The following is a 24,929-nucleotide window of genomic DNA, read 5'->3' as shown; positions in this document are numbered from 1 at the left end:
AGACACGACCCAGGCGCGCCGAAGTTCATCCTGCCTTTCCCGCCCAACCCTATTTCCTGTCGCCGATAGGACTGACGATCGGGGGAGGAGGTCACCATGATCATCGACTGCGCCTACTACCGCGACGGGCACCGCCAGCACGTCGGCCCGATGTCGGTCGAGGACGCCCAGACCTTCCACCTGCGCCCCAAGGTGGAGCCGTACGAGGGCGACATCCGGCTGGTGATCCTGCGCACGGCCCGGTACGACGACCAGCGCGAGGAGGTCGACTTCGGCGAGGTGAGCGTGTTCGTCGGGCCGGCGTTCGTGATCACCGTTCGCCAGGGCGTCGCGAGCGACCTGCACGGCGCCCGGATCCGGCTCGGGCAGCGGCCCGAGCTGCTCGAGGCCGGCACGAACTCGGTGCTGTGGGCGATCCTCGACCAGGTCGTCGACGGCTACGGCCCGGTCGTCGCCGAGCTCGAGCGCGACATCGAGCAGGTCGAGCACACCGTGTTCGCCGGGGTCGGTCGCGCCGACCGAGCGGATCTACTTCCTCCGCCGCGAGGTGACCGACTTCTACCGCGCCGTGCACCCGCTGCTCGCCGTACTCGCGACCATCGAGCGTGGTGCGCGGAGCACCCACCTGCTGCCGTACTTCCGGGACGTGCACGACCACCTGGTGCTGCTGAACGAGGAGGTCGCGGCCCAGCGCGACCTGCTCGCGACCGTGCTGGAGGCGAACATGGCGGTGATATCGGTCGAGCAGACCAAGGTCGGCGTCCGGCAGAACGCGACGATCGAGCAGCTGACGATCCTGGCCACGGGGTTCCTGCCGCTGACCGACGGCCCGTTCAAGCCCATGGACAGCGGCGTGGTCGTCGGTAGCAAGCTGTACGCCGTCCACTCGAACTACCTCGAGTGGCCGATGGAAAGCTCGACGGCGCGTGGTGGGCCGGGTTCGCCAACTACGACGTGGTCCAGGACGGGATGACCGAGCCGTACGGGCAGACCTACAACACAGTTCCGCAAGTGGCCGAATCCGATTGAGTAGCGGACATAAGCTGTCCGCTACTCAGCGGATCCTGGAGACATGACCGAGAACAGCAGCAGCACCAGCACCGCGACCTTCCACGCGTACTTCGGTTACCGCGACGCGGTCGGCGCCCTGCGCTGGCTGGAGAAGGCGTTCGGGTTCGAGACCACGATGGAGGTGCCGGACGACAAGGGCGGCATCATGCACGCCGAGATGCGGTACGGCGGGGTCTCCTTCACCCTGTTCACCGACGAGGAAGGCTACGACAAGCCGGTGCGCAAGGGCGAGACCGTCGGTCACGGCAGCTACGTCGCCTTCGACAGCAAGGCCGAGGTCGACACGATCCACGCGACCGCGGTCGCCGCCGGCGCCGAGTCGGTCTGGAAGCCGGCCGACACCGCGTGGGGCAACTACCGCTGCCGCGTCGCCGACCCCGAGGGCTACGAGTGGACCTTCGGCACGCACCGCCCCGGACTGCCCGCCTCCTGGTAGTACTGTGCGCCGGTGGATCCCCGGCTGATCGTCATCAGAGGCAATTCGGGCTCCGGCAAGAGCTCGATCGTCGAGGCCATCCGGGCGGCGTACGGGCGCGGGGTCGCCTGGATCGAGCAGGACTACGTCCGCCGGATCGTCTTCAAGGAGCTGGACCAGCCCGACGGCGCCAACATCCAGATGATCCGGCAGATCGCGAACCACGCCCTCGATCGCGGGTACCACGCGGTCGTCGAGGGCATCATGCCGAAGGTCCGGTACGGCGAGATGCTCCGGCAACTGCATGACGACCACACGGGGCCGTCGTACTTCTACTACCTGGACATCCCGTTCGAGGAGACCGTCCGGCGGCACGCGACCCGGCCGAAGGCGGGTGAGTTCACCGGCGCGGACATGGCCGAGTGGTACCAACCGCAGGACCTGCTCGGCGAGCCGCGCGAGACGGTCATCGACCAGACGAGCTCCCTGGAAACAACCGTCCGGCGGATCCTCGCCGAGACCGGGCTGACGTGAACCGCCAGGCCATCACAATCGAACCGGCTGCAGCCGGTTGAGCGGGAACCCACCGGAAGATGGCGATTGTGATGGCCTGGCGGTCCGCAGCTAACCCTGCGACCAGCCGCCGAGGTCCAGGTCGGCGATCACGACCGGCTGGCCTGAGGCCAGGGACTGGTTCGCGGCGATGCCGACGGCGACCGCGCGGACGCCGTCGTGGACGTCGGCGGCGCGGGCCAGCGGGTCGTCGCCGGGCCCCTTGAACAGGTCGGCGTAGATCAGCCGGTCGCCGCCGCCGTGGCCGCCGACCCCGCGCGGGATCTCGACCTCGACCGCCGGCGCCCAGTGCTTCTGCAGCACCAGCCGCTCGCCGTCGGACCGCACGTCACCAGCCACGACCCGCTCGGACGGGTAGCTCGGATCGATCTGGTCGTCCACCACGGCAGCGCGCTCGACGACCTCGAGCTCAGCGCGCCCTTCGGTGCCGTTGACGCAGACCCGGTAGCCCTCCCACGGCGAGTGCGCGTTGAGCGAGTAGCTCAGCCGGGCGCCGTTCGCGTACTCGGCGATCACCGCCATGTTGTCCTCGATGGTGATCCCCGGACCGAATACGTCCTGGTCGCGGATGTACCCGTCGTACTGCTCGCTCTCCAGGTACAGCTGCCGGTTGGTCTCGTCGGCGCGCAGGTCGAGCAGCCACGGGTCGTCGGCCGACCCGTCGACCGTGCCACGCTCAGGTCGTTGCCCAAGGCCACGAGTCGCGGCGTTGTCGGCGCCGTAGAAGAACAGGCCGCCGGAGGCGAAGACCCGGGTCGGGGTGGAGGCGATCCACCAGTTCACCAGGTCGAAGTGGTGGGACGCCTTGTGCACCAGCAGGCCGCCGGAGAACCGCTTCTCGCGGTGCCAGCGCCGGAAGTAGTCCGCGCCGTGCCGGGTGTCGAGCACCCACTGGAACTCGACGCTGGTGACCGTGCCGATCTCGCCGTCCATGATCAGCTGCCGCAGCGCGCTGTTCCGGGGCGAGTACCGGTAGTTGAAGGTCACGACGACCGACTTGCCGGACTCGTTCATCGCTTCGACGATCTGCCGGGTGCCGTCGGCGTCGATGGTCAGCGGCTTCTCCACGATCACGTCCGCGCCGGCCCGCAGGATCCGGGACACGACGTTCGCGTGCGTGTAGTCGGGGCTCGTCACGACCACCCGGTCGACGGACTGCTCCTTGATCATCCGCTCCAGGTCGTCGGCGCCGTACTGCGGCAGCTCCGGCCCGCCGAGCTCCTTCACCCACCGGTCGTGCACCGCGAGCCGGCCCGGGTTCGGGTCGAGCAACGCGACCAGCACGGCCTCGTCGGGGTGGTCCTGGACGATCGCGCGGACGTAGGCCCGTGCTCGCGAACCGGTTCCTGCCACTGCATAGCGTCGAGGCACGACGAACCCTTTCTACTCGTGTAGAACCAGCACGCTAGCAATCGCTTTCCGCAGCGGTCAAGGTCGTACTATCGGCACATGCCCAAGGCCACCCCAGTCACCCGCAACGACGTGGCGGAGTACGCCGGGGTCAGCACCGCGGTCGTCAGTTACGTGGTGAACGAGGGCCCGCGACCGGTCGCGCCGGAGACCCGGGAGCGGGTTCTGGAGGCGATCCGCGTCCTCGGCTACCGGCCGAACGCGACCGCCCGCGCGCTCCGGATGGGCACGACGCGGACCCTCGGCCTGATCACCCCGGACGGCGGCAACCCGCTGTTCGCGGAGCTCGCGAAGGCGATCGACAAGGAGGCCGCGGCCCGCGGGTACGTCGTTCTGCAGACCAGCGCTGACGGCGACCCGGCGACCGAGCAGGCAAAGCTCGCCGAACTCCTGGTACGGCGGGTCAGCGGCCTGCTCCTGGTCGCGCCGACCGAGGACCCGGACCTGGACGGTGTCGACGTGCCGGTAGTCGCGATCAACCGCGTTCTGCCGCATGCTTCGTCGGTCCGGCCGCAGTACCGCGACGGCGCCCGTCGCGGTGTCGAGCACCTCATCGAGCACGGTCATCGCACGATCGGCCTGGTCATCGGCGGTCGTCGCCGGCCGGAGCGCGAGCTCGGGTGGCGGGACGCGCTTTCGCAGGCTGGGTTGGAAGAAGGGCCGATCGTTCGCGCGAGCTTCAGCCGGAGCGGTGGTCACGAAGCCGGTCGTGAGTTGCTAGCGGCAACGAATCGGCCGACGGCGATCTTCGCCAGCTCGGACCTGCAGGCGATCGGGGTGCTGCGGGCGATTCACGAGGCCGGGCTGAGGGTTCCCGAGGATGTGGCGGTGGTCGCGTTCGACGGGACTGCAGAGACGGAGTACAGCTGGCCGCCGCTGACCGTCGTACGGCAGCCGTTGGAGCTGATGGCACGGGACGCCGTCGGCCGGCTGGTGGACGGCGAGGAAGCCGTCGAGGAAGTGACGTATCCGGCCGAACTGATCGTCCGGCGGTCCTGCGGCTGTCCTTAGAGCGTGCCGACGTCCTCGAAGATCAGGGCGGTGCGGGTGGCGAGCACCTCGGGGATGGCCTGGAGCTTCTCCAGGACGACCCGGCGGAGGTGCTCGTTGTCGGCGGCGCGGACCAGCAGGATCGCGTCGAAGTCGCCGCCGACCAGCGCCATGTGCTTGACCTCGGGGATCGCCTGCAGCTGTTCGCGCAGCGTCCGCCAGGAGCTCTGCCGGAGACTCAGCGTAACGTACGCCGACGTCGCGAGGCCGAGCTTCAGCGGGTCGACGGTGGCGGTGAACCCGGTGATCACGCCGGTCGTGGTGAGCCGCTCGACCCGGGCGTAGGCGTTCGCGCGGGAGATGTGCACCTGGTCGGCGAGCGCCCGGATCGACAGCCGTCCGTCCCGCCCGAGCGCCTCGACGATCTGCCGGTCGATCTCGTCGAGGGCCGGGGCGACGACCATCTGTCCAGGCACCGGCGGGCTGACCATCACGTCGTCGGACATTCTGCTCCTCGGGCTGGGGGGACTGGGCCAAGCGTCTCGTGATTTTTCCAGGTCTGGATCAGATTGACCAGAAGTACGACGATGAGGCCACCGTCCGTCTCCTGCCATGGAGGGTCACATGAACGAGCGAAGCGAGTTCATCGACAAGCACTGCCTACTCCACGCCTCATCGGCGCCCGGAGCGAAGCGAGGACGTCGATGAGCTTCGTCGAGGAGCGTTTGCTCCCCTCCGCGGAACCTGTCCGGTTGATCGACCAGGACGGGCTCCCGCACGACCACCCGTCGTACCGGCTGCCCACCGAGGAAGTCCTGGTCGACGGCTACGTTCAGTTGATCAAGGGGCGCCGGATCAACGACCAGGCCGGCGCGCTGGTCCGGCAGGGCCGGCTCGCCGTCTACCCCTCGTCGCACGGTCAGGAGGCCTGCCAGGTCGCGGCCACGATGGTGCTGCGCGAGGGGGACTGGCTGTTCCCGACGTACCGCGACACGGTGTCGATCGTCAGCCGCGGTGTCGACCCGATCGAGACGCTCACCCTGCTCCGCGGTGACTGGCATTCGGGCTACGACCCGTACGCCCGCAAGGTCGCGCCGCAGGCGACGCCGCTCGCGACCCAGCTCACACACGCGGTCGGGGTCGCGCACGCGGCCCGGCTCAAGGGCGAGGACACCGTGGTGATGGCGCTCTGCGGGGACGGCGCGACCAGCGAGGGCGACTTCCACGAGGCGCTGAACTTCGCCGCCGTCTTCCACACGCCGGTCGTCTTCTTCATCCAGAACAACGAGTACGCGATCTCCGTCCCGCTCGCCCGGCAGACGGTCGCGCCGTCCCTGGCCCACAAGGGGATCGGGTACGGCGTTCCCGGAGAGCGGGCCGACGGCAACGATCTGGCCGGGCTGCTCGCCGTACTCGGACAGGCTGTGGACAAGGCGCGCGCGGGCGAAGGCCCGCAGCTCGTCGAGGCGCACACCTACCGGGTGCAGGCGCACACCAACGCGGACGACGCGACCCGCTACCGGCAGGACGACGAGGTGACGCCGTGGCTGGAGCGCGATCCGATCAAGCGGCTCGAGACCTATCTGACTGAGCAGGGCCTGCTGGACGACGACGTACGGCGACGGGCCGAGACCGTCGCGGACGAGGTCGCACAGCAGTTGCGCGACGGTCTGATGCCGGAGCCTGAGGTGGATCCGGCGGACCTGTTCGCGCACCTCTACACGACGCAGACCCGGCAGTTGCGGGAACAGGCCGCGTTCCTCCGGGACGAGCTGGCGCGAGAGGAGGCCTGAGCGATGACGCACGTGAAAATCACGATGGCGCAGGCGCTGAACCAGGCCCTGCGGGACGCGATGAAGGCCGACGACAGCGTGCTGATGTTCGGTGAGGACGTCGGCGCGCTCGGCGGCGTGTTCCGGATCACCGACGGGCTGACCGCGGAGTTCGGCGAGGACCGGTGCTTCGACACCCCGCTGGCCGAGTCCGGGATCATCGGAATGGCGGTCGGGCTGGCGATGAACGGGATGCGGCCGGTCGTCGAGATGCAGTTCGACGCGTTCGGGTACCCGGCGTTCGAGCAGATCGTCTCGCACGTCGCCAAGATGCGGAACCGCACCCGCGGCCGGGTCACCCTGCCGATGGTGATCCGGATGCCGTACGCCGGCGGCATCGGCGGGGTCGAGCACCACTGCGACTCCTCCGAGAGCTACTACGCGCACACCCCGGGGCTGACCGTGGTCGCGCCGGCGACGGTCGCGGACGCATACACCTTGTTGCGGAGGGCAATCGAGTTCCCGGACCCGGTGGTGTTCATGGAGCCGAAGAAGCTCTACTGGGCCAAGGAGGAGGTCGACCTCACCGAGGACCAGCCGGGGATCGGCACGGCCGTCGTACGGCGGGAAGGCGCGGACGCGACGTTGATCGCGTACGGGCCGACGGTGCCGGTCGCTCTGGAGGCGGCGCAGGTAGCGGCGGCCGAGGGGCGGCAGCTGACCGTGGTGGATCTGCGGTCGATCGTGCCGTTCGACGACGAGACGGTGGCTGCGGCGGTACGTCGTACCGGCCGGGCCGTCGTGGTAGCGGAGGCCAGCGGGTTCGCGAGTGTGTCGTCGGAGATCGTTGCCCGGATCACCGAACAGTGCTTCCACTCGCTGGCCGCGCCGATCCGGCGGGTGACCGGGTTCGACATCCCGTACCCGCCGCCGAAGCTGGAGAAGCACCAGCTCCCCGGCGTGGACCGCATCCTGGACGCCGTCGACGACCTGCAGTGGGAGGACTCGTGAACACCTTCCTGCTCCCGGACCTCGGTGAGGGGCTGACCGAGGCCGAGATCGTCCGCTGGCTGGTCAAGGTCGGCGACGTCATCACCGTCGACGCCCCGGTCGCCGAGGTCGAGACCGCCAAGTCCGTGGTCGAGCTCCCCGCGCCGTACGCCGGAGTCGTCGAGGAGCTCCACGGCGAGCCGGGCACGGTGATCCCGGTCGGCAAGCCGCTGATCACCATCGCGGAGGTCGATGCGGGGACGACGTACCGCGAAGAGGAGAAGGCCGGCTCGGGCAACGTCCTGATCGGCTACGGAACCGGTGAAGGCGCCGGTGTGGGGCGGCGTCGCCGGCCGCGCGGTCCGGCGGTTTCCGGAACATCGGTGCCGCCCAATGGCAACAATCCTCCGAAGAGCGAGGTGCCGTTGGTGATTTCGCCGTTGGTGCGACGGATGGCTCGGGATGCCGGGGTGGACCTCAGGAGTTTGGTGGGGTCGGGTGACGGTGGGCTGATCGTTCGGCGGGACGTGGAGGCGGCGATCGCTCAGCGGTTCGAAAAGGCGCCGGAGGTTGGCTCGCGGACTGGGCTTGCGGAGTTGCGGCGCGAGCCGCTGAGCGGGTTCCGGAAGGCGGTGGCGGCGACCCTGAGCCGGAGCCGGGCGGAGATTCCGGAGGCCACGACCTGGGTGGACGTGGACGCGACCGCGCTGGTGGAGCTGCGGGAGTCGTTGCGGTCGGCGAAGGATGCCGGCCCTGGGTTGCTTGCGTTGATGGCGCGGTTCGTGGTGGCCGGGTTGCAGAAGTTCCCGGAGCTCAACGGATTCGTCGACACCGAACGCGAGGAACTGGTCCAGTACGACGGGATCAACCTCGGCCTGGCCGCGCAGACCGACCGCGGTCTCGTCGTACCCGCGGTCCAGAACGCGCACCGGTTGCCCACGCGCGCGCTGGACGCCGAGATCAAGCGCCTGACCGAGACCGCCCGCGCCGGCCGGCTGACGCCGTACGAGCTGTCCTGCGGGACGTTCACCCTCAACAACTACGGCAGTTTCGGCGTGGACGGCAGCGCGGCGATCATCAACCACCCGCAGGTCGCGATCCTCGGCGTCGGCCGGATCATCGACCGCCCGTGGGTGGTCAACGGCGAGCTCGCGATCCGCAAGCTCACCCAACTGTCGCTTGTCTTCGACCACCGCGTCTGCGACGGCGGCACCGCGGCCGCCTTCCTGCGCTTCGTCGCCGACGCCTTCGAGAACCCGGCGTCGGTCTTCGCCGACCTCTAGGACAACTGTCGTGGCCGCAAGCCGACCAACACGGCCCGGAGCCCGCTGGTGAAGCGGGCCTCCGGGCCGGCCAGGTTCTCCCGGCTCAGGTACGCCGCCAGACTCGCCGCACCCACGCCGAGTTGCTCACCCGCGGCCGACGCCCACTCCCGCTCGGTCAGCCCACTCCGCCGTACTGTCGCCGTCCACGCCGCATCGGTCACGGCCGCACCGATCAGGTAGTGAAAGACCGCCGAAACCGCAGCGTCCAGGTGCACGCCTCGGAAGCCGGCTGAGCTCAGCACGTTCAGGATCCGCTCGGCCAGCAGTTGGTAGTTCGGGCCTAGCCCGGCGTGCGACGCCAGCAACTGTGTCGCCCACGGATGCGCCCACAAGGCTTCGTACGCCGCCGTCGCGAGAGCGGTCACCTGGTCGCGCCAATCACCACGCTCCGCGGGAACCAAGGCCTCACCGAGCACCTCGTCGACAGCGAGCTCGAGCAGGTCGTTCTTGTTCGCGATCCGCCAGTACAGCGCCGACGTGGCGGCGGTGCCGAGCTCGGCCGCCATCCGCCGCATCGAGAACGACTCCAGCCCGTCGCGGTCCAGCACCTTGACCGCCGTACGCACGATGTCGTCACGACTCAACGGCGCTCGCGTCGCCTCCGGATCGGCCCGCAACCACACCGATCCGAGCGCCGTCTTCAGGTCCGCCTCGCGTGCCATCCGGCCGAGCATAGCGAATACGGCGTTTCACGAACTAAAACACTGTGTTAGTGGCAATAGGCAACTACTTTCTGTCAGGGTGGGAAACGGTTCGGTTGCAAAACGTAAGGAACACGGCGAGTCGTGGACCTCCTACTTGCGCGCGGCAACGCGGGACCACCAGAATGCGTGGGTCCATCGATCCTTGCAGGGGCAGGCCGGAGGGGAATGTCGGTCTGAGGACGACGATGGGCCACCGGCGCAGGGCCGGTGATCGACGACTCCTGGTTCGGCCGGGGATGGCTCCGGGGGACCGCCGACGACTTTGCCGGTCATATGACCGGCCACAGACATGGGGAAGATAGTGAACGAAACATCGGTGGACGCACGCGGACAGGCGAAGCGGTCCCGCGTGGTGGCGCTGCTCGGCGGCGCCGGCGCGCTCGCACTCGTGCTGGGCGGCGTCACGCTCGCGATGGCGCCGTCGGCCTCGGCGAGCGGCTCAATCATCGACGGCAACCCGAACTGCGAGAACGTGATCCCGGGTTCGACCGAGATCAAGTTCGACCCGCCGACGCCGGGTCAGGCGACCGCGGACGGCGTGACGGTCAGCTGGTCCACGACCACGCTGGCGCAGGACGACCCCGACCACCCCGGTGACCAGACCGGTGGTCAGCAGGTCACGTTCACCGCCAGCGGCGGCGTCGTGCTCGGTGCGCTGATGAAGGGTGGCCCGGCGGCCAACTTCTACGACTACCGGCCGGCCGGTTCGACCGGGGACTCCGGGCTGCACACCCCGGTGAACTCGAACAACGGCAAGTACTACGGCATCAGCCACGTGACCTTCTGCGTCAAGCAGGTCACCACCACGCCGACACCGACGCCGACCCCGACGCCGACCGAGACCCCGACGCAGACGCCGACCGAGACGCCTTCGGAGACGCCGAGCGAGACGCCTTCGGAGACCCCGAGCGAGACGCCTTCCGAGACGCCGTCCGAGACCCCCTCGGAGACGCCGAGCGAGACGCCTTCGGAGACCCCGAGCGAGACGCCTTCCGAGACGCCGAGCGAGACCCCCTCGGAGACGCCCAGCGAGACGCCTTCGGAGACCCCCAGTGAGTCGCCGTCGGTCTCCCCGACGGAGAGCTCCAGCACGCCGACCGTGGCGATCCCGACCGAGGTCGACGCGGGTCAGTCCGGTGGCCTGAAGAACATGTCCGCGATCGCCGGCAGCCAGAGCGCGTGGGGCATCGCCCTGCTCATGCTCGGCGGTGTGCTGGTGTTCGCCGGTGTCCTGAAGTCCCGGCAGACGCGCGGTCAGCACTCTGCCTGACATGTCCGCGAGGCGTCGCCGCCCGGGCCGCGCTCGTTCGTCGTGGTGGACGATCGGGGCCCTGGCGGCAGGCGCTGCGCTGCTCGCCACTGGCGGTTACATCCAGCTGAAGAGTGACGGGGACCGGCCGCAGACCGCGGCCGGTTCGCCGTCTCCGACATCAACAGTTGCGGGTACGACGTCCGTCGTACCGCCGGCGTCGTCGGCTCAGCCGCCGACCGCGCAACCGTCGCCGAGGCGGTCGTCGACAGCCGCCCCGAGCAAGACGCCGCCACCGCCGGAGACCCGGAGTACGGCGCCGGCCCGGCCAGGCAACCCGGTCAGGGTGTCGGTGCCGAGCCTGGGGATCTCCGCCCGGGTGCTCAGCATCCGCGCGCGCGGCGGCACCCTCATCCCGCCGGCCAACCCGCTGCTCGTCGGCTGGTGGTCCGACGGCGCCGCGCCCGGCGCGGCCACGGGCTCGGCCATCATTACCGGCCACACCGTCCACGACGGTGGTGGCGCGTTCGACGACCTCGACGAGCTCTCCGCCGGTGACGCGGTCGCGGTGACCACCGGCCGCGGCACTCTCAACTACGTGGTCTCATCGGTCACGACGTACCGGAAGAAGGCGCTGGCAGGGCAGGCGGCGCAGCTCTTCAGCCAGAGCGTCCCGGGACGCCTGGTCCTGGTGACCTGCGAGGACTGGGACGGAACGGCGTACCTCAGCAACGCCGTCGTCATCGCCGTACCGAAAAGGTAGGCGCCGGACGACGCACTAGACCGCGTTGAACTCGTCTGGGTGCGGGCCGGTGCGTTCGTTGCGGTCGAGTGTTGCCAGGGAGTCGAGGTCGTCGTTGGTGAGGGTGAAGCCGAAGACGTCCAGGTTCTCGGCGATCCGGGACGGGGTGACGGACTTGGGGATGACGATGTGGCCGAGTTGGAGGTGCCAGCGCAGGACGATCTGCGCGCGAGTGCGGTCGTGCTCCTTGGCCAGCGCCTCGATCGCCGGCTCGGTCAGCAGCGAGCCCCCCTTCGCCAGCGGGCTCCACGCCTCGGTCCGGATCCCGAAGTCGTTGTGGTACGTGCGTACGTCGGCCTGCTGCAGGTAGGGATGTAGTTCGACCTGGTTCACCGCCGGCGCGATGTCAGCGGACTTCGCCAGCCGGTCCAGGTGCTCCGGCTGGAAGTTGGAGACACCGATCGCGCGTATCCGGCCTTCGTCGTACAGCTTCTCCATCGCCCGCCAGGAGTCGACGTACAGGTCGCGCGCCGGGGTCGGCCAGTGGATCAGGTAGAGGTCGAGGTAGTCGAGTCCGAGCAGCGACAGGCTCCGGTCGAACGCGCGCAGGGTGCGTTCGTACCCCTGATCCGCGTTCCAGAGCTTCGTGGTGACGAAGAGCTCGCCTCGCTCGATGCCTGAATCAGCCAGGGCCTGACCGACGCCGGCCTCGTTCTGGTACGCCGCAGCCGTGTCGATACTGCGGTAGCCGGCTTCGAGCGCGGTGGTCACGGCGGTTGCCGTCTCGTCGTTGGGGATCTGGAAGACGCCGTACCCGACCTGGGGCATCTCCACGCCGTTGTTGAGCTTCATGAGTCTTCTTCCTTCAGACGGTGGTGAGAACGGGCTGGTCGACGGCAGCGGTACGGCGGCGGCGGTCCAGGAGCCCGGAGACGAGTGCGACGGCCAGGCCGGAGGCAGCCAATGCGGCGCCGACCCAGTTGGGCGCTGTATAGCCGAGGCCGTGCTCGATGGTCAGCCCACCGAGGTAGGCACCGATCGCGTTCCCCAGGTTGAACGCGGCAATGTTGGCGGCCGACGCCAGCGCCGGCGCGCCCGCGGCCTTGTCCATCACCCGCTTCTGCAGCGGCGCCACGGTGGCGAATCCGGCGGCCCCGAACACCGCGATCGTCACCGCTGAGGTCACGTGCCCATGCGCGGTGAACACAAACGCGACCAGTACGGCGGCCAGCAGCGCCAGGATCCCGTACAGACTTGGCATCAGCGCCCGGTCGGCCGCCTTGCCGCCGAGCAGGTTGCCGACCACCAGGCCACCGCCGAACAGCACCAGCAGCCAGGTCACCGCGCCGGACGAGAAGCCCGCGACCTCGGTCATCATCGGCGCGATGTAGGTGAACGACGCGAACACGCCGGCGAACCCGAGTGCGGTCATAGCGAGCGCCAGCCATACTTGCAGATTCTTGAACACCGCCAGCTCGCTGCGCAGCCCCGGTCCTTCGGAGGTGGTCTCCCGCGGGACGAGGAAGATGATGCCGAGCAGGCCGATCACGCCGAGCGCGGTGACGGCCCAGAAGGTCGATCGCCAACCGAGTTGCTGGCCGAGCGCCGTACCGCCAGGGACGCCGAACACGTTCGCGACGGTCAGGCCGGTGAACATCAGCGCGATCGCGCTGGCCTCCTTGGCTTTCGGGACGAGGGAGGCGGCGACGACCGAGCCGACGCCGAAGAATGCGCCGTGGGCCAGCGCGGCCACGATCCGCCCGGTCATCAGGACGCCGTACGTCGGTGCGATCGCGGACAGCAGGTTGCCGGCGATGAACACGCCCATCAGTGCGACCAGGACGGTCTTGCGGGACACCTTGGACCCGATCGCGGTGAGCAGCGGTGCGCCGACCACGACGCCGAGGGCGTAGCCGGAGATGAGCAGACCGGCGGACGGAATGCTGACGCCAAAGTCGGTCGCGACCTCGGGCAGCAGTCCCATGATGACGAACTCGGTGGTCCCGATCCCAAAAGCACCTAAAGCCAAAGCCAGAAGAGCCCCTCGCTTCGCTCGGGGATTGGCGGGCGGCGCCAGGAGGGCTGAGGGCATGACTGGGTGACTCCTCGAATGTAGTCTGGTGACTGTTACCGGCGTGTGCGATAGTTGCAGACGCGGGCTATTGCATAAGCGTTATGATTGCGCATGCAATCGTAAAGTTCAAGTGGAGGCGTGATGGGACTGCCGGACGACGCTGCGGAGGCGCGCGCGCAGGGGTGGCGAACCCTGGCGGCCCTGCATGCCCGGATCGAGGACGAGCTGGAGCGCGCGCTGCAGAAGCAGCACGGGCTGTCCGTGAGCGAGTACAGCGTGCTCGACGTGCTCGCCCGGCAGGACGACTACCACCTGCGGATGAACCAGCTGTCGAACGCGGTCGTGCTCAGCCAGTCCGCGACGACCCGGTTGGTGAACCGGCTGGAGGACCGCAAGCTGCTGCAGCGGTACCTGTGCCCGACCGACCGGCGCGGCATCTACACCGAGGTCACCGAGGCCGGCCGCGACTTGCTCGACCAGGCTCAGCCCACGCACGACGCCGTACTCACGGCCGCCTTGGACAAGGCCGCCGATCTGCCCGAGCTAGCTCCGCTGGTCGACGCCCTGGGCAAGTTGTCGCTGAAGGTCTGAGATGGCCCGGCGGTACGACAACCGCAAGCTCTACTACTGGCTGATGGGCAGCTGCCTGGTCCTGATCGGCCTGGCGTGGTTCGTCGTACGCCTGTTCTCGGTGCCGGTCGCAATCGGCATGAGCGCGGTCGCCGCCGTCCTGCCCCCGATCGCCGTGATCGTCGCCAACTGGGGTCAGGACTGAAGGACCTTGATGAAGGCTGCGGCCAGGGGGTCGGGCTCGCCGCGGGTGTAGGCCGTCAGCGTTCGGCAGACCGGGGGATCGGGGCGGAGCACGTGGCCTTCGAAGCCTGCGGGCAGGATGTTGTCGGGCACCAGAGCCGGTCCGAGTCCGGCGGTCGCCAGTGCCGGCGCCGCGGCGGTCTGCTCGGTGCGTACGGCGACGCGTGGCTCGAAACCTGCTTGTGCGCAAGCGAGATCGAGTACGTCGCCCAGGCCGTGGCCGGGTGTGTAGTGCACCCACGCGCGGCCGGCGAGCTCCTTCAGGGCGATCGTTGAGCCGTGCGCCGCGGGGTCGTCGGCGGCGAGTACGACGACGAGTTCCTCGGTGCCGAGGGTGAAGGTCTGGCCGGTCCAGCCGGTGGGCTCGGGACCGACCGCGAGATCCGCTTGGCCGGCGTACATCGCCTCGATCAGCTCGTCGGTGTGGCGGTGCTCGAACAGCCGGATGCCCACGTCGGGATGGCTCAGCCGCCACCGGCGGAGCGCGGTCGGCAGCACTCCAAGGGTGAACGAGTACAGCGTGGCGATCTGCAGCTCACCGACCTCGAGCCCGGCGGCCTGACGTGCGGCGCAGCGGGCTCGTTCGGCGTCGGCGAGCGCGGCGCGAGCGTGCGGCATCATCGCGCGGCCGGTCGGGGTCAGCCGGACCGCGCGCGGCAGCCGTTCGAGCAATGGCCCGCCGGCGGATCGCTCCAGGGTGCGGATCTGGTGGGACAACGCCGGCTGTGTCACGTGCAGCAGCTCGGCGGCCTTCGTGAACGATCCTTGGTCGACCACGGTCACCAGGTACTCGAGCTGCCGAAGCGTCGTCATGAACTCAGCTTATGGCTTCGGTGAAAACTATGCCTTGGAATAATCACCGCAGGTCAGCAAGGCTGTCGAGTATGGACAAGGTTGCTTTGGTGGTCGGTGCGCGCGGCGTGATCGGGACGAATCTGGTCGAGCACCTGGCGTCGCTGGGTGATTGGCGGGTCGTCGGGCTGTCTCGCCGCGGTGGGGTGGACGGGCCTCGGGTCCGGCACGTTGCCGTCGACCTGCTGGACCCGGACGACACCCGCGACAAGCTCGCCGGCCTCACCGAGGTGACGCACATGTTCTACGTCGCCTACCAGGACCGCCCGACCTGGGCCGAACTCGTGCCGCCGAACCTCGCCATGCTGGTCAACGTCGTCGAGGCGATCGAGCCGGTCGCCCGCGGACTGCAGCACGTCAGCCTGATGCAGGGCTACAAGGTATACGGCGCGCACCTCGGACCGTTCAAGACACCGGCTCGCGAGGACGACCCGCCGCACCTGCCGCCGGAGTTCAACGTGGACCAGCAGCAGTTCCTGGAGCAGCGGCAGCAGGGCAAGTCCTGGACCTGGTCGGCGTTGCGCCCGTCCGTCGTCGGCGGTGTCGCGCTCGGCAACCCGATGAACCTGGCTGTCGCGATCGCCGTCTACGCGTCGATGTCGAAGGAGCTCGGCGTACCGCTGCGGTTCCCAGGCAAACCCGGCGCGTACGACGCGCTGCTCGAGCTGACCGACGCCGGGTTGTTGGCCAAGGCAACGGTGTGGGCGGCGACCGCGCCGGCGGCGGCGAACCAGGCGTTCAACATCACGAACGGCGACCTGTTCCGGTGGAACGAGCTGTGGCCGAAGCTGGCCGGCTGGTTCGGGCTCGAGGTCGCGCCGCCGCTGCAGATGTCCTTGCAGGACGTGATGTCCGACAAAGAGCCGCTGTGGAAGCAGTTGCAGGCGACGCACGGTCTGGCGGCGACGTCGTACGCGGAGGTCTCGTCGTGGCCGTTCGCGGACTTCGTTTTCAGCTGGGACTACGACTTCTTCGCCGACTCCTCCAAGTCCCGCCGGGCCGGTTTCCACGAGTACGTCGCCACCGACGAGATGTTCTTCGGCATCTTCGCGGACCTGCGACGCCGCCGGATCATTCCCTGATCCAACCGGTATGGCATGCTCCGGCTGTGGCGGCGATGGGTGCGGGACGGTTGCTCGGGGCGAATCTGCGGGCGCGGCGGGACGAGCAGGGCATCTCGCTGTCCGAACTGGCCCGGCGGTCCGGGATCGCGAAGGGCACGCTGTCCCAGCTCGAGTCCGGGGCGGGCAACCCGACGATCGAGACGGTGTTCAGTCTGTCGAACGCTCTCGGCGTACCGGTGTCGGCGCTGCTGAGCGAGGCGCCGAGCGCGGACCTGGTGCTGGTGCGGTCCGCGGACATCGACGTGCTGTCCGGTGAGGCGATCGACCTGCGGATGCTGCGCCGGCTGGAGCACCCGGGCGGGCTGTTCGAGATCTACAACCAGGAGGTCCGGGTCGGCGCCGTCCAGCAGTCGGCCGGGCATCCCGGAACCGAGCACCACATCGTGCTCAGCGGGCGTTTGCGAGTCACGTCGCGGGGCCGGACCGAAGAGCTTGGCGAGGGCGACTACCTGGCGTTCCGGGCCGGCGGACCGCACGAGTACGAGGCGCTGGACGGGCCGGTGCGGTCGGTCCTGCTGCTCGAGTATCCGCCGGACGCCCACCCGGTCACGCCCGGCAGCCCGCATCTCCCGGGGTGACCGTTGACCGCAGCGGGTCTCACGCCGTATCGTTCATTTTACTGAACGGCAAGGAGATGCTGCGATGCCCGGAACTGCGACGGCCGACGTGGCTGTCGTGGGCGCTGGAATCGTCGGCGCGGCCTGCGCGGAGGCGCTGACCGCGGCCGGTGTGAAGGTCGTCGTGGTCGACCGCGACGCCGTTGCCGCCGGTACGACGGCGTCCGGCGAGGGCAACGTGCTCGTCTCTGACAAGGAGCCTGGCCCCGAGCTCGAGCTGGCGATCGCGTCGCGCGCCGAGTGGGGCGCCGTACTCGCGCGGCTGCCGGAGCGGGTCGCGGATGTCGAGTGGGAATCCAAGGGTGGGGTCGTCGTGGCGACGACCGATCCGGGGCCGTTGAAGGAGTTCGCGGCCAAGCAGCAGGCGGCCGGTGTCGACGCGCGAGTGATCACGCCGGCGGAGGCGTTCGAGCTCGAGCCGCTGCTCACGCGCAAGGTGACGATCGGGGTGCACTATCCCGACGACGCGCAGCTCCAGCCGGTGCTGGCGGCGACGGCCTTGCTGACCGCCGTACGGGATCGTGGGAGCTCGGTGCGGTCGGGGGTCGATGCGCTCGGGGTGCGGACGGTCGCGGGTCGGGTTGTCGGTCTGTCGACGTCTGATGGCGAGATCGCTTGTGGTGCGGTGCTGAACGCTTGCGGGCCTTGGGCGGGGGCCTTTGGTGCTGCTGCCGGTGCGCCGATCCAGGTGTTGCCGCGGCGGGGGATGATCCTCGTGACGGCGCCGCTGCCGGAGTGCGTGCGGCACAAGGTGTACGACGCGGACTACGTCGGCGCGGTCGGGAGCGGGGACGCCGAGCTGCAGACGTCGACAGTTGTCGAGTCGACGCGGGCCGGGACCGTGCTGATCGGGTCGAGCCGCGAGCGGATCGGGTTCGAGGACTCGATCCGGGTGCAGGTACTGCGGGAGCTGGCACGGAAGGCGGTCGGGCTGTTCCCGTTCCTCGGAGAAGTGCCAGTGATGCGGACGTACGGCGGCTTCCGGCCGTACGCACCCGATCACCTGCCGGTCATCGGGCCGGACCCGCGGATCGCCGGCCTCTGGCACGCGACCGGCCACGAAGGCGCCGGCATCGGGCTGGCCGCCTCCACCGGCCGCCTCGTCACCGAGCTCTTCCTTGGCCTCGTTCCACACATCCCTGCGGACCCGTTTCGCGTCGACCGGCCGGCGGTGCTCGCCTCATGAAGATCACCGTCGACGGCGAGTCGATCAACGCCAAGCCCGGCCAAACAGTCGCCGCCGCACTCCTGTCCAGGGGCCGCGACTCGTGGCGAACCACCCGCGTCAACGGCCGCCCGCGCGGAGTCTTCTGCGGCATCGGCGCCTGCCACGACTGCCTGGTAGTAGTCAACGGCACCCCCGACGTACGCGCCTGCCAAAGACTCCTCCACAACGGCGACGAAATCACCACCCAACAAGGTGCGGAGCTGCCCCGGCCCTCCGGGCCGGGTGAGGCAGGGGAGGCGAGCCGGGACGCTCCGTCGGCGGGTGCTGCGGTGCACCGCACCACCCCACCGTGGGTGGCTGAGGTTGCGGTGGTTGGGGGTGGGCCGGCCGGCGTCGCGGCGGCGTTGGCTGCTGCGGATGCTGGGGTGAGTGTGCTGCTGATTGACAGTGCGCCGGCTGTGGGTGGGCAGTTCAATCGGCAGGTGGCGCTTGCAGGCGAGCGGCCTGAGCTCTTTCAACATGGGTGGAAGGCTTTCGTGGCGAGGCGGGACCGGCTCGCGGCGCATCCTCGGATCACTCACCTGGCGGAGACCTCGGTGTGGGCGCTCGAGCAGGGGAACAAACTCTGGGTGCAGCGCGGGCCGGCGGACAGCGTGGGGCGCGAGCTGTTCGCGGTCGAGGCGAAGGCGATCGTGCTCGCGACCGGCGCCTACGATCGCGTGCTTCCCTTCCCTGGTTGGGATCTGCCGGGTGTCTACAGCGCCGGCGCGGCGCAGGCGCTGGCCAAGGGTCAACGGGTCGCCGTCGGGAAGCGCGTGCTGGTGGCCGGCACCGGACCGTTCCTTCTGCCGGTAGCCGAGTCGCTGGTCGGCGTCGGTGCGGAGGTCGTTGCGCTGCTCGAAGCCAACAGCATCAAGACTGTCCGCCGCGGTTGGGCTACCGACCCGTTGGTTGCTACCGGCAAGCTTCGCGAGGCGCTCGGGTACGGCGTCCTGCTCGCCCGGCACCGCATCCCGCTGAAGCACGGCTCGACGGTCATCGCCGCGCACGGCGACGAGCGGGTTGAGGCGGTCACCGTCGCGCGGGTGGACGCGGACTGGATGCCGATCGCGGGCACCGAGCGCCGTGTCGAGGTCGACGCGGTCTGTCTTGGCTTCGGGTTCAACGCTCAGCTGGAGCTGGTGGTGTCGGCCCGGTGCGAGCTGACCACCGGACCGGACGGCGGTCCAGCGGTAGTCGTCGACGCCAACCAGCAGACCACCACCCCAGGCGTCTACGCAGCCGGCGAGCTGACCGGCATCGGAGGCGCCGATCTCGCCGCCTCCGAAGGCCGAGTAGCAGGCGCCGCCGCAGCCCGCCAGGCGGTATCCCAAGGGGCCTACAAGAAGGTAGTGAAGGGCCGGCGGTTTGCGGTTGCGTTGGCTAAGGCTTACCCGGTGCGGGGCGGGTGGCGGGCGTGGAGTGGGCCGGAGACCGTGGTTTGCCGGTGTGAGGAAGTGACGCGGGCCGACATCGAAGAGGCTGTCGCCGAGCGGGGTGTGGCCGACGGGCGGGCGCTGAAGCTGACCAGCCGGGCCGGACTGGGGCTGTGCCAGGGGCGGGTCTGTTCGCGGACCGTCGCCGAGCTGGCCGGGCCCAACGACGTACCCGATCCATCAATGAAACGACCGATCGCCGTGCCCGTCCGGCTGCGCGATCTGGCCGAGGCCCAGGCCGGGCCGACCGAGGAGGAACTGTGACCGAGAAGCTGGACGGCGTCATCGTCGCCACCGCACTGCCGTACGCCGAGGACGCGAGCGCGCCCGCCGGGCTGCGGCCGGACCTGGACAAGTTCGCCGAGCACTGCCGCTGGCTGGTCGACAACGGCTGTCGTGGCGTCGGCCCGAACGGCTCGCTGGGGGAGTACTCGTCGCTGACCGACGACGAGCGCCGGGCCGTCGCCAAGACCGCGATCGAGGCCGTCGGCGACGACGGTGTGGTGGTCGTCGGCGTGCACGGCGTCGGCGCGCACCAGGCCCGCGCGTGGGCCGAGAAGGCGGCCGAGGACGGTGCGGACGGCGTACTCTGCCTGCCGCCGACCATGTACCGGGCGAACCGCGGCGAGGTGATCCACCACTTCAGCGAGGTCGCCAAGGCCGGGCTGCCGGTGATGGTCTACAACAACCCGATCGACACCAAGGTCGACCTGACCCCGGACCTGCTCGCCGAGATCGCGCAGCTCGACAACATCGTCGCGGTGAAGGAGTTCTCCGGTGACGTCCGCCGGATCCTGGAGATCCGCGAGCTGGCCCCGGACCTGGCCGTCATCGCCGGCGCCGACGACCTCACCCTGGAGGCGCTGCTGATGGGGGCGACCGGCTGGTTCGCCGGGTTCCCGAACGTGTTCCCGAAGGAGTCGGTGCGTTTGTACGACCTCGCCGTACAGGGCAAGCTGGAAGAGGCGCGGGCGCTCTACGAGCCGCTCGTGGCCGCGTTCCGGTGGGACTCGCGGGTCGAGTTCGTCCAGGCGATCAAGTACGGCATGGACTACGTCGGCCGGTACGGCGGCCCGTGCCGCCCGCCGCGGGGCCCGCTGGTCCCCGAGCACGTCGCCCAGCTGGAGCAGGACATGAAGAAGGCAGTGGAGAGCTTGCGATGAGGTCCGTCCGGACGATCACCGCGATCGACTCGCACACCGAGGGGATGCCGACCCGCGTCGTGACCGGCGGCGTCGGCGTCATCCCCGGTACGACGATGGCCGAGCGGCGCGAGTACTTCCTCAAGCACCTGGACGACCTGCGGCTGTTCCTGATGAACGAGCCGCGCGGTCACTCGGCGATGAGCGGCGCGATCCTGCAGCCGCCGACGCGCTCCGACGCGGACTGGGGAGTGCTGTACATCGAGGTGTCCGGCTGCCTGCCGATGTGCGGTCACGGCACCATCGGCGTCGCCACCGTGCTGGTCGAGTCGGGCATGGTCGAGGTGACCGAGCCGGTGACCAAGGTCCGGCTGGACACCCCGGCCGGGCTGGTCGTCGTGGACGTTGCCGTGAGCAACGGCCGGGCGGAGCACGTGACGTTGCAGAACGTCCCGGCGTACAGTCACGCTCTCGACGCCACGGTGGAGGTTCCCGGCCTCGGCACGGTCACCTACGACATGGCGTACGGCGGGAACTTCTACGCGATCCTGCCGCTGGAGCAGCTCGGCATCCCGTTCGACCAGGCCGAGAAGGACCGAATCCTCCAGGCCGGGCTCGACATCATGGCCGCGATCAACGCCACCGACCGGCCGGTGCACCCGCTGGACCCGGGCATCCACAGCTGCAAGCACGTCCAGTTCACCGCGCCCGGTCGGAACGGGAGCGACTCACGCAACGCGATGGCGATCCATCCCGGCTGGTTCGACCGCTCCCCGTGCGGCACGGGGACTTGCGCGCGGATGGCGCAGTTGCATGCGCGCGGTGAGCTCGAGCTGGGTGTGGACTTCGTCAACGAGTCGTTCATCGGCACGTCCTTCACCGGCCGTCTGCTGGAGGCAACCACAGTCGGCGACCGCCCAGGCGTCGTACCGACCGTCCGCGGCCGAGCCTGGATCACCGGCATGGCCCAGTACCTCCTGGACCCCGACGACCCCTTCCCCACCGGCTTCACCCTCTGACCGTCGTCCTGGTGCTTGCCCCGCTCGGGAGGTGCTCGGCCCGCAGGGAGGTGCGTGTCCGTGGTGGTGCTTGTCCGTGGGTGGGAAGCAGGCGAGGATGGCGGGCATGACGGAGACGCCGGGGATCGACAGCGCAGTACCGCCCAGTGGGACCGGATGCGGGGATTGTCTGGCGATCGGCGGTTGGTGGTTCCACCTCCGCCGGTGCGCACAGTGCGGCCACGTCGGCTGCTGTGACTCGTCGCCCGCCCAGCACGCGTCGGCGCACGCCCGGGAGAGCGGCCACCCGATCGTGCAGAGCTTCGAGCCCGGCGAGGACTGGTTCTGGCACTACGGCGAGTCCCAGTACTACGACGGCCCCACCCTCGCCCCACCCCACTCCCGCCCCGAAACCCAACCAGTCCCCGGCGGCAACGTCCCCCCCGACTGGAAAACCAAACTCAACCGCTGACGGGGTTACTCCGGCCAGTTGGAGTTTTTGACTACTTCTACGAAGTCGGTGGGGTGGAAGTCGGGGAGGTAGTGGGTGAGGACGTCGGCTTTGACGTTGCCGAAGGTTGTTTGGGGGCGGTGTTTGATGCCTTCGGTGAAGGCGGTGAGGATGCGGTTCTTGAAGTCGGGGCGGGGGTGGGCGGCGACGATCTGCGCGCGCTGGTCGGCGGTGATCGCGTCGTAGCCGATGCCGAGTACGTCCAGCTCGACCCCGCGCGTGACCAGCGCGATCTCGGGGTCCATGTGTAGCGGGATCTCGGGCGTCGTGTGCAGCGCGATTGCCGTCCACACCCGGTCCGCCGGCAGCCCGGTCACGCCATGCGCCTGCAGGAACTTCCGCGCCTCGTCCGCGCCATCGATCTCGAATCTCTGATCAGTACGACGGAACGGCTCGGTCAACCCGAGGTCGTGGAACATCGCCGCGACGTACAGCAGCTCCGGGTCGAACGTGAGCCCCTGCTGCCGGCCGCGCAATGCCCCGAACAGGAACACCCGCCGCGAGTGGTCGAACAGCAGCGGTGATGCCGCGTCTCGCACCAGCTCGGTCGCGTCCTTGACCAGAACGCTGTCCGGGATCTCGACCCCGGCGATCTCCTCGCTCATCGCGCTTCCTTTCGTTTGGTTGCCTCAACCCTCGCGGATGCGGCTACGCTGGCACCATGTCCACAACGCCACATAAACCACAGATCCGGACACACCGGATCGCCCTTGTGGTGTTCGACGACGTGACGCTCCTCGACGTCAGCGGCCCGCTCGAGGTCCTCCACCAGGCCAACAGGCGCGAGGGCGACGGGAGCCGCCGCTATGGTCGGCGATATGCGCCGGTGCTGGTCTCGCCTTCCGGTGGGGATGTCACGACGTCCTCAGGCCCGGTGCTGGCGAGCACGATCGCGGCGGCCGAGGCCGGGCTGTTCGACACCGTGCTCGTCGCCGGCGCCGATCACCTGGTCGACCGAGTCCCCGACGACCTCCTGAAGGCAGTCGGCACCCTCGCCGATCGCGCCGACCGGGTCGCCTCGGTCTGCACCGGTGCGTTTGTGTTGGCGGCTCTCGGCGTACTCGATGGACGGCGGGCCACCACACACTGGCGGCACGCGCAGACGCTGGCGCGGCGCTATCCACGGGTGGAGGTCGAGCCCGATGCGCTGCACCTCAAGGCCGGCAAGTACGTGACGTCGGCCGGCATCAGCGCGGGGATCGACCTGACGCTCGCGTTGGTCGAGGCCGATCACGGCCCTGAGTTGGCGCGCGAGATCGCGCGTGAACTGGTCGTCTTCATGCAGCGGCCGGGCGGGCAGTCGCAGTTCTCCGCGGCGATGGCGACGCCTCCGGTCCGCAGCGATCCACTCCGTGCGGTGACCGAGACCGTTGTCGCCGATCCGGCTGCTGACCACAGCCTGTCGACAATGGCGGCGTCAGCGGCGCTCAGCCCGCGGCATCTGACTCGCCTCTTCCAGAGCGAACTGCAGACCACCCCGGGCCGCTGGGTCGAACGCGTACGTCTCGACCGCGCCCAGCAACTCCTCCTCGACGGCCACAGCATCACCACAGCCGCCCGCCTCAGCGGCCTGGGCAGCGACGAGACCCTCCGCCGCGCCTTCGCCCGCCACCTGAACACCACCCCGACCAACTACCTCCGCCGCTTCCGCGCCACCGGTTGAGGTCCCCCAAGTGCGCTCATGGGCAAGAGGTGTGCGCGCTGTGCCAACGACAGGGCGGAAACGGACGCCGAGACTGACTGCGTTACTCAGTTCGACAACTGTCTCGGGAGAGTCATGAAGAAGATCCGCCACCTGGCCGTCGGCGCCGCCGCTCTGGTCGCCGTAGGTTCGTTGCTCACCGCAACGGCTCCGACAGCTGCCGCGCACTACAACTACGCGCACCAGGGCAAAGACCTGATCACGGTGAGCGAGACGCACGGCAGCGGCAGCGTCTGTGACCGTGAGGTCGACGGCAACGCGGTCTACGGGATCTGGACGCAGGGACCGGACCGCGATCCGGTCATCGAGTGGGACGGTGGTGACCGCGGCTGCGACACCGCCAATTTCCCGGTCGGCGCCATCTGGATGAAGCTCTGCGAAAACACCAACCACGGCACCGGCGCCGACACCTGCACCGACTGGATCCGCGTCTGACGAACGCGCAGAAGGCGACCGCCTGCTGCCGTCGACCACCTCGAGATGTTCGTGGTGGTCGACGGCGGGCAGCAGGGTGGGTCGCGGGTCCGGAAGCCGTCAGGCGGCGTCGAGGGCTTCGGTGATCTTGCGGGTCATCTCAGTCAGGGCGGGGCCGGGGCCGCCGCGCTCGGCGCGGGCGCCGGCCTCGACGGCGGTGAGGACGGTACTGCGGAAGTTGCCGGCTTCGGCCGGGTCCTGCTGCTTCAGCAGCGTGATCGAGGCCGTCAGGGCCGGCAGCACGGTGTCGGCGAGCTCGGCGGTGGACTTGCCGTGGAGCTTCAGGCCCTTCTGCTTGTCGGCCAGCGCGTGCCCGACCGGGCCGGTGGCGGCGGACAGGGCGAGGGCTCCGGCGGTGGCGATCTTGCCGGCCGACTTGATGCCGGCAGCGGCGACGAGTGCGACGGCGCCGTGCGCGGCGACGGCGAGGGTGGTCTTGTCCTGGTCGGTGAGGGTGACGGACATGGTGTGTGCTCCTTGGTTTGTTGTGGTGATGGAGCAACCATCCAGGTCCGGACTGACACCGCTCTGACACCGGACAGACACGCTGCGGGCGGGTGTGTAGGCGCATGTGGGTGAGGTTCCGTGCCGGCCGATCCGATGGTGGTCCATCGGCTGACCGGCGTTGGCGAGCAGGATGTCATGAGCTGTGGCTACCGCCCACCAGTGCGGTGACCACCAGGTAAGTCTTGTCGCCATGGAGCAGGCGCTCGCCCCACCTTGGGAGACCTTCTGCCC

28 protein-coding genes and 1 pseudogene are annotated in these 24,929 nt (G+C 69.3%); 21 read left to right on the top strand and 8 right to left on the bottom strand.

The annotated features are described in order from the left end of the window. Window positions 1–96: 96 nt before the first annotated feature. The 4 genes and pseudogenes from AB0H36_RS07305 to AB0H36_RS07290 all read left to right on the top strand — a co-directional run. Window positions 97–441: pseudogene (locus AB0H36_RS07305) on the top strand (CorA family divalent cation transporter); the annotation flags it as partial. A 106-nt stretch (window positions 442–547) separates the two neighbouring features. Next, entirely contained in the window at window positions 548–973 is a 426-nt protein-coding gene (locus tag AB0H36_RS07300) for a CorA family divalent cation transporter (RefSeq protein ID WP_360518012.1), read from the top strand. Between the two features lie 99 nt (window positions 974–1,072). After that, window positions 1,073–1,507: a VOC family protein gene (locus AB0H36_RS07295; RefSeq protein WP_360518009.1), complete on the top strand. Its 435-nt coding sequence runs from the start codon at window positions 1,073–1,075 to the stop codon at window positions 1,505–1,507. Window positions 1,508–1,519: 12 nt separating this feature from the next. Continuing rightward, window positions 1,520–2,020, top strand: a complete 501-nt coding sequence (locus AB0H36_RS07290) for a kinase (protein ID WP_360518006.1) — start codon at window positions 1,520–1,522, stop codon at window positions 2,018–2,020. Between the two features lie 90 nt (window positions 2,021–2,110). On the opposite strand, the gene AB0H36_RS07285 is transcribed toward AB0H36_RS07290, so the two are convergent. Continuing rightward, window positions 2,111–3,430 (bottom strand): Gfo/Idh/MocA family oxidoreductase, encoded by a 1,320-nt coding sequence (locus AB0H36_RS07285; RefSeq protein WP_360518003.1) that lies wholly within the window; start codon window positions 3,428–3,430, stop codon window positions 2,111–2,113. 78 nt (window positions 3,431–3,508) lie between these two features. Here AB0H36_RS07285 and AB0H36_RS07280 point away from each other — a divergent pair, with 78 nt between their 5' ends. Then, window positions 3,509–4,480: a LacI family DNA-binding transcriptional regulator gene (locus AB0H36_RS07280; protein ID WP_360518000.1), complete on the top strand. Its 972-nt coding sequence runs from the start codon at window positions 3,509–3,511 to the stop codon at window positions 4,478–4,480. Here AB0H36_RS07280 and AB0H36_RS07275 read toward each other — a convergent pair. Continuing rightward, window positions 4,477–4,965, bottom strand: a complete 489-nt coding sequence (locus AB0H36_RS07275) for an Lrp/AsnC family transcriptional regulator (RefSeq protein WP_360517997.1) — start codon at window positions 4,963–4,965, stop codon at window positions 4,477–4,479. The two genes, AB0H36_RS07280 and AB0H36_RS07275, sit on opposite strands and share 4 nt — an antisense overlap. A gap of 198 nt (window positions 4,966–5,163) precedes the next feature. Between AB0H36_RS07275 and AB0H36_RS07270 the strand changes: the two genes are divergently transcribed. Genes AB0H36_RS07270 through AB0H36_RS07260 form a run of 3 tightly spaced genes read left to right on the top strand, consistent with a single transcriptional unit; the run spans window position 5,164 to window position 8,504 of the window. Continuing rightward, the gene (locus AB0H36_RS07270; protein ID WP_360517994.1) at window positions 5,164–6,252 is read left to right on the top strand and encodes a thiamine pyrophosphate-dependent dehydrogenase E1 component subunit alpha; all 1,089 of its coding nucleotides are present in this window, start codon (window positions 5,164–5,166) and stop codon (window positions 6,250–6,252) included. Window positions 6,253–6,255: 3 nt separating this feature from the next. Continuing rightward, entirely contained in the window at window positions 6,256–7,242 is a 987-nt protein-coding gene (locus tag AB0H36_RS07265) for an alpha-ketoacid dehydrogenase subunit beta (RefSeq protein WP_360517991.1), read from the top strand. Further along, a complete protein-coding gene (locus AB0H36_RS07260; RefSeq protein WP_360517988.1) occupies window positions 7,239–8,504 on the top strand; it encodes a dihydrolipoamide acetyltransferase family protein in 1,266 nt (421 codons plus the stop codon). Before AB0H36_RS07265 ends, AB0H36_RS07260 begins: the two co-directional genes overlap by 4 nt. Here the strand turns inward: AB0H36_RS07260 and AB0H36_RS07255 are convergent. Next, entirely contained in the window at window positions 8,501–9,208 is a 708-nt protein-coding gene (locus AB0H36_RS07255) for a TetR/AcrR family transcriptional regulator C-terminal domain-containing protein (protein ID WP_360517985.1), read from the bottom strand. The genes AB0H36_RS07260 and AB0H36_RS07255 overlap by 4 nt on opposite strands. Before the next feature lie 358 nt (window positions 9,209–9,566). Between AB0H36_RS07255 and AB0H36_RS07250 the strand changes: the two genes are divergently transcribed. Further along, window positions 9,567–10,520, top strand: coding sequence for a hypothetical protein (locus tag AB0H36_RS07250; protein WP_360517982.1), 954 nt, complete (start codon window positions 9,567–9,569; stop codon window positions 10,518–10,520). 1 nt (window position 10,521) lies between these two features. Beyond that, window positions 10,522–11,262 (top strand): sortase, encoded by a 741-nt coding sequence (locus tag AB0H36_RS07245; protein ID WP_360517979.1) that lies wholly within the window; start codon window positions 10,522–10,524, stop codon window positions 11,260–11,262. Between the two features lie 15 nt (window positions 11,263–11,277). On the opposite strand, the gene AB0H36_RS07240 is transcribed toward AB0H36_RS07245, so the two are convergent. Both AB0H36_RS07240 and AB0H36_RS07235 read right to left on the bottom strand, forming a co-directional pair. Next, on the bottom strand, window positions 11,278–12,093 hold the full coding sequence (locus tag AB0H36_RS07240) for an aldo/keto reductase (protein WP_360517976.1): 816 nt from the start codon (window positions 12,091–12,093) through the stop codon (window positions 11,278–11,280). A 13-nt stretch (window positions 12,094–12,106) separates the two neighbouring features. Next, complete coding sequence (locus tag AB0H36_RS07235; protein ID WP_360517973.1) at window positions 12,107–13,333, bottom strand: MFS transporter; 1,227 nt, start codon at window positions 13,331–13,333, stop codon at window positions 12,107–12,109. 123 nt (window positions 13,334–13,456) lie between these two features. On the opposite strand from AB0H36_RS07235, the gene AB0H36_RS07230 reads away from it, so the two are divergent. Together AB0H36_RS07230 and AB0H36_RS07225 are read left to right on the top strand one after the other, a co-directional pair. Then, window positions 13,457–13,906: a MarR family transcriptional regulator gene (locus AB0H36_RS07230; RefSeq protein WP_360517970.1), complete on the top strand. Its 450-nt coding sequence runs from the start codon at window positions 13,457–13,459 to the stop codon at window positions 13,904–13,906. A gap of 1 nt (window position 13,907) precedes the next feature. Further along, on the top strand, window positions 13,908–14,090 hold the full coding sequence (locus tag AB0H36_RS07225) for a DUF3099 domain-containing protein (protein WP_132210089.1): 183 nt from the start codon (window positions 13,908–13,910) through the stop codon (window positions 14,088–14,090). On the opposite strand, the gene AB0H36_RS07220 is transcribed toward AB0H36_RS07225, so the two are convergent. Continuing rightward, window positions 14,081–14,941, bottom strand: a complete 861-nt coding sequence (locus AB0H36_RS07220; protein ID WP_360517966.1) for a LysR family transcriptional regulator — start codon at window positions 14,939–14,941, stop codon at window positions 14,081–14,083. The genes AB0H36_RS07225 and AB0H36_RS07220 overlap by 10 nt on opposite strands. A gap of 71 nt (window positions 14,942–15,012) precedes the next feature. Between AB0H36_RS07220 and AB0H36_RS07215 the strand changes: the two genes are divergently transcribed. The 7 genes from AB0H36_RS07215 (at window position 15,013) to AB0H36_RS07185 (ending at window position 21,976) form a co-directional block, all read left to right on the top strand. Beyond that, window positions 15,013–16,062 carry an SDR family oxidoreductase gene (locus AB0H36_RS07215; RefSeq protein WP_360517963.1) on the top strand — a complete coding sequence of 350 codons (1,050 nt, stop codon included), beginning with the start codon at window positions 15,013–15,015 and terminating at the stop codon, window positions 16,060–16,062. Window positions 16,063–16,097: 35 nt separating this feature from the next. Continuing rightward, entirely contained in the window at window positions 16,098–16,682 is a 585-nt protein-coding gene (locus AB0H36_RS07210; protein ID WP_360518218.1) for an XRE family transcriptional regulator, read from the top strand. A gap of 64 nt (window positions 16,683–16,746) precedes the next feature. Then, on the top strand, window positions 16,747–17,907 hold the full coding sequence (locus AB0H36_RS07205) for an FAD-binding oxidoreductase (protein ID WP_360517960.1): 1,161 nt from the start codon (window positions 16,747–16,749) through the stop codon (window positions 17,905–17,907). Further along, a complete protein-coding gene (locus tag AB0H36_RS07200) occupies window positions 17,904–19,628 on the top strand; it encodes an FAD-dependent oxidoreductase (RefSeq protein WP_360517957.1) in 1,725 nt (574 codons plus the stop codon). Before AB0H36_RS07205 ends, AB0H36_RS07200 begins: the two co-directional genes overlap by 4 nt. Beyond that, window positions 19,625–20,527 (top strand): dihydrodipicolinate synthase family protein, encoded by a 903-nt coding sequence (locus tag AB0H36_RS07195; RefSeq protein ID WP_360517954.1) that lies wholly within the window; start codon window positions 19,625–19,627, stop codon window positions 20,525–20,527. Before AB0H36_RS07200 ends, AB0H36_RS07195 begins: the two co-directional genes overlap by 4 nt. Beyond that, on the top strand, window positions 20,524–21,525 hold the full coding sequence (locus AB0H36_RS07190) for a proline racemase family protein (protein WP_360517951.1): 1,002 nt from the start codon (window positions 20,524–20,526) through the stop codon (window positions 21,523–21,525). The genes AB0H36_RS07195 and AB0H36_RS07190 overlap by 4 nt, the downstream gene beginning before the upstream one ends. Window positions 21,526–21,631: 106 nt before the next feature. Further along, complete coding sequence (locus AB0H36_RS07185) at window positions 21,632–21,976, top strand: UBP-type zinc finger domain-containing protein (RefSeq protein ID WP_360517948.1); 345 nt, start codon at window positions 21,632–21,634, stop codon at window positions 21,974–21,976. 5 nt (window positions 21,977–21,981) lie between these two features. Here AB0H36_RS07185 and AB0H36_RS07180 read toward each other — a convergent pair whose 3' ends face one another. Then, entirely contained in the window at window positions 21,982–22,620 is a 639-nt protein-coding gene (locus AB0H36_RS07180) for an HD domain-containing protein (protein ID WP_360517945.1), read from the bottom strand. A gap of 56 nt (window positions 22,621–22,676) precedes the next feature. Here AB0H36_RS07180 and AB0H36_RS07175 point away from each other — a divergent pair, with 56 nt between their 5' ends. Then, the gene (locus AB0H36_RS07175; RefSeq protein WP_360517942.1) at window positions 22,677–23,678 is read left to right on the top strand and encodes a helix-turn-helix domain-containing protein; all 1,002 of its coding nucleotides are present in this window, start codon (window positions 22,677–22,679) and stop codon (window positions 23,676–23,678) included. Window positions 23,679–23,792: 114 nt separating this feature from the next. Continuing rightward, entirely contained in the window at window positions 23,793–24,152 is a 360-nt protein-coding gene (locus tag AB0H36_RS07170) for a hypothetical protein (RefSeq protein WP_360517939.1), read from the top strand. A 99-nt stretch (window positions 24,153–24,251) separates the two neighbouring features. Here the strand turns inward: AB0H36_RS07170 and AB0H36_RS07165 are convergent, their stop codons facing one another. Next, the gene (locus AB0H36_RS07165) at window positions 24,252–24,656 is read right to left on the bottom strand and encodes a hypothetical protein (protein ID WP_360517936.1); all 405 of its coding nucleotides are present in this window, start codon (window positions 24,654–24,656) and stop codon (window positions 24,252–24,254) included. Between the last annotated feature and the right edge of the window lie 273 nt (window positions 24,657–24,929).

It is taken from the genome of Kribbella sp. NPDC050820, assembly GCF_040653975.1.
GTDB lineage: Bacteria > Actinomycetota > Actinomycetes > Propionibacteriales > Kribbellaceae > Kribbella.
Note: the sequence above shows the minus strand (reverse complement) of the source record. Positions and strands in the feature narration are given on the sequence as shown.

What these genes read in the sequence shown, in the direction of transcription:
- AB0H36_RS07185 (WP_360517948.1), top strand. Translation starts at nt 21,632, where the DNA reads ATGACGGAGACGCCGGGGATCGACAGCGCAGTACCGCCCAGTGGGACC.
- AB0H36_RS07190 (WP_360517951.1), top strand. Translation starts at nt 20,524, where the DNA reads ATGAGGTCCGTCCGGACGATCACCGCGATCGACTCGCACACCGAGGGG.
- AB0H36_RS07205 (WP_360517960.1), top strand. Translation starts at nt 16,747, where the DNA reads ATGCCCGGAACTGCGACGGCCGACGTGGCTGTCGTGGGCGCTGGAATC.
- AB0H36_RS07230 (WP_360517970.1), top strand. Translation starts at nt 13,457, where the DNA reads ATGGGACTGCCGGACGACGCTGCGGAGGCGCGCGCGCAGGGGTGGCGA.
- AB0H36_RS07215 (WP_360517963.1), top strand. Translation starts at nt 15,013, where the DNA reads ATGGACAAGGTTGCTTTGGTGGTCGGTGCGCGCGGCGTGATCGGGACG.
- AB0H36_RS07200 (WP_360517957.1), top strand. Translation starts at nt 17,904, where the DNA reads ATGAAGATCACCGTCGACGGCGAGTCGATCAACGCCAAGCCCGGCCAA.
- AB0H36_RS07180 (WP_360517945.1), bottom strand. Translation starts at nt 22,620, where the DNA reads ATGAGCGAGGAGATCGCCGGGGTCGAGATCCCGGACAGCGTTCTGGTC.
- AB0H36_RS07245 (WP_360517979.1), top strand. Translation starts at nt 10,522, where the DNA reads ATGTCCGCGAGGCGTCGCCGCCCGGGCCGCGCTCGTTCGTCGTGGTGG.
- AB0H36_RS07240 (WP_360517976.1), bottom strand. Translation starts at nt 12,093, where the DNA reads ATGAAGCTCAACAACGGCGTGGAGATGCCCCAGGTCGGGTACGGCGTC.
- AB0H36_RS07265 (WP_360517991.1), top strand. Translation starts at nt 6,256, where the DNA reads ATGACGCACGTGAAAATCACGATGGCGCAGGCGCTGAACCAGGCCCTG.
- AB0H36_RS07225 (WP_132210089.1), top strand. Translation starts at nt 13,908, where the DNA reads ATGGCCCGGCGGTACGACAACCGCAAGCTCTACTACTGGCTGATGGGC.
- AB0H36_RS07165 (WP_360517936.1), bottom strand. Translation starts at nt 24,656, where the DNA reads ATGTCCGTCACCCTCACCGACCAGGACAAGACCACCCTCGCCGTCGCC.
- AB0H36_RS07280 (WP_360518000.1), top strand. Translation starts at nt 3,509, where the DNA reads ATGCCCAAGGCCACCCCAGTCACCCGCAACGACGTGGCGGAGTACGCC.
- AB0H36_RS07175 (WP_360517942.1), top strand. Translation starts at nt 22,677, where the DNA reads ATGTCCACAACGCCACATAAACCACAGATCCGGACACACCGGATCGCC.
- AB0H36_RS07220 (WP_360517966.1), bottom strand. Translation starts at nt 14,941, where the DNA reads ATGACGACGCTTCGGCAGCTCGAGTACCTGGTGACCGTGGTCGACCAA.
- AB0H36_RS07295 (WP_360518009.1), top strand. Translation starts at nt 1,073, where the DNA reads ATGACCGAGAACAGCAGCAGCACCAGCACCGCGACCTTCCACGCGTAC.
- AB0H36_RS07210 (WP_360518218.1), top strand. Translation starts at nt 16,098, where the DNA reads ATGGGTGCGGGACGGTTGCTCGGGGCGAATCTGCGGGCGCGGCGGGAC.
- AB0H36_RS07255 (WP_360517985.1), bottom strand. Translation starts at nt 9,208, where the DNA reads ATGGCACGCGAGGCGGACCTGAAGACGGCGCTCGGATCGGTGTGGTTG.
- AB0H36_RS07275 (WP_360517997.1), bottom strand. Translation starts at nt 4,965, where the DNA reads ATGTCCGACGACGTGATGGTCAGCCCGCCGGTGCCTGGACAGATGGTC.
- AB0H36_RS07235 (WP_360517973.1), bottom strand. Translation starts at nt 13,333, where the DNA reads ATGCCCTCAGCCCTCCTGGCGCCGCCCGCCAATCCCCGAGCGAAGCGA.
- AB0H36_RS07170 (WP_360517939.1), top strand. Translation starts at nt 23,793, where the DNA reads ATGAAGAAGATCCGCCACCTGGCCGTCGGCGCCGCCGCTCTGGTCGCC.
- AB0H36_RS07270 (WP_360517994.1), top strand. Translation starts at nt 5,164, where the DNA reads ATGAGCTTCGTCGAGGAGCGTTTGCTCCCCTCCGCGGAACCTGTCCGG.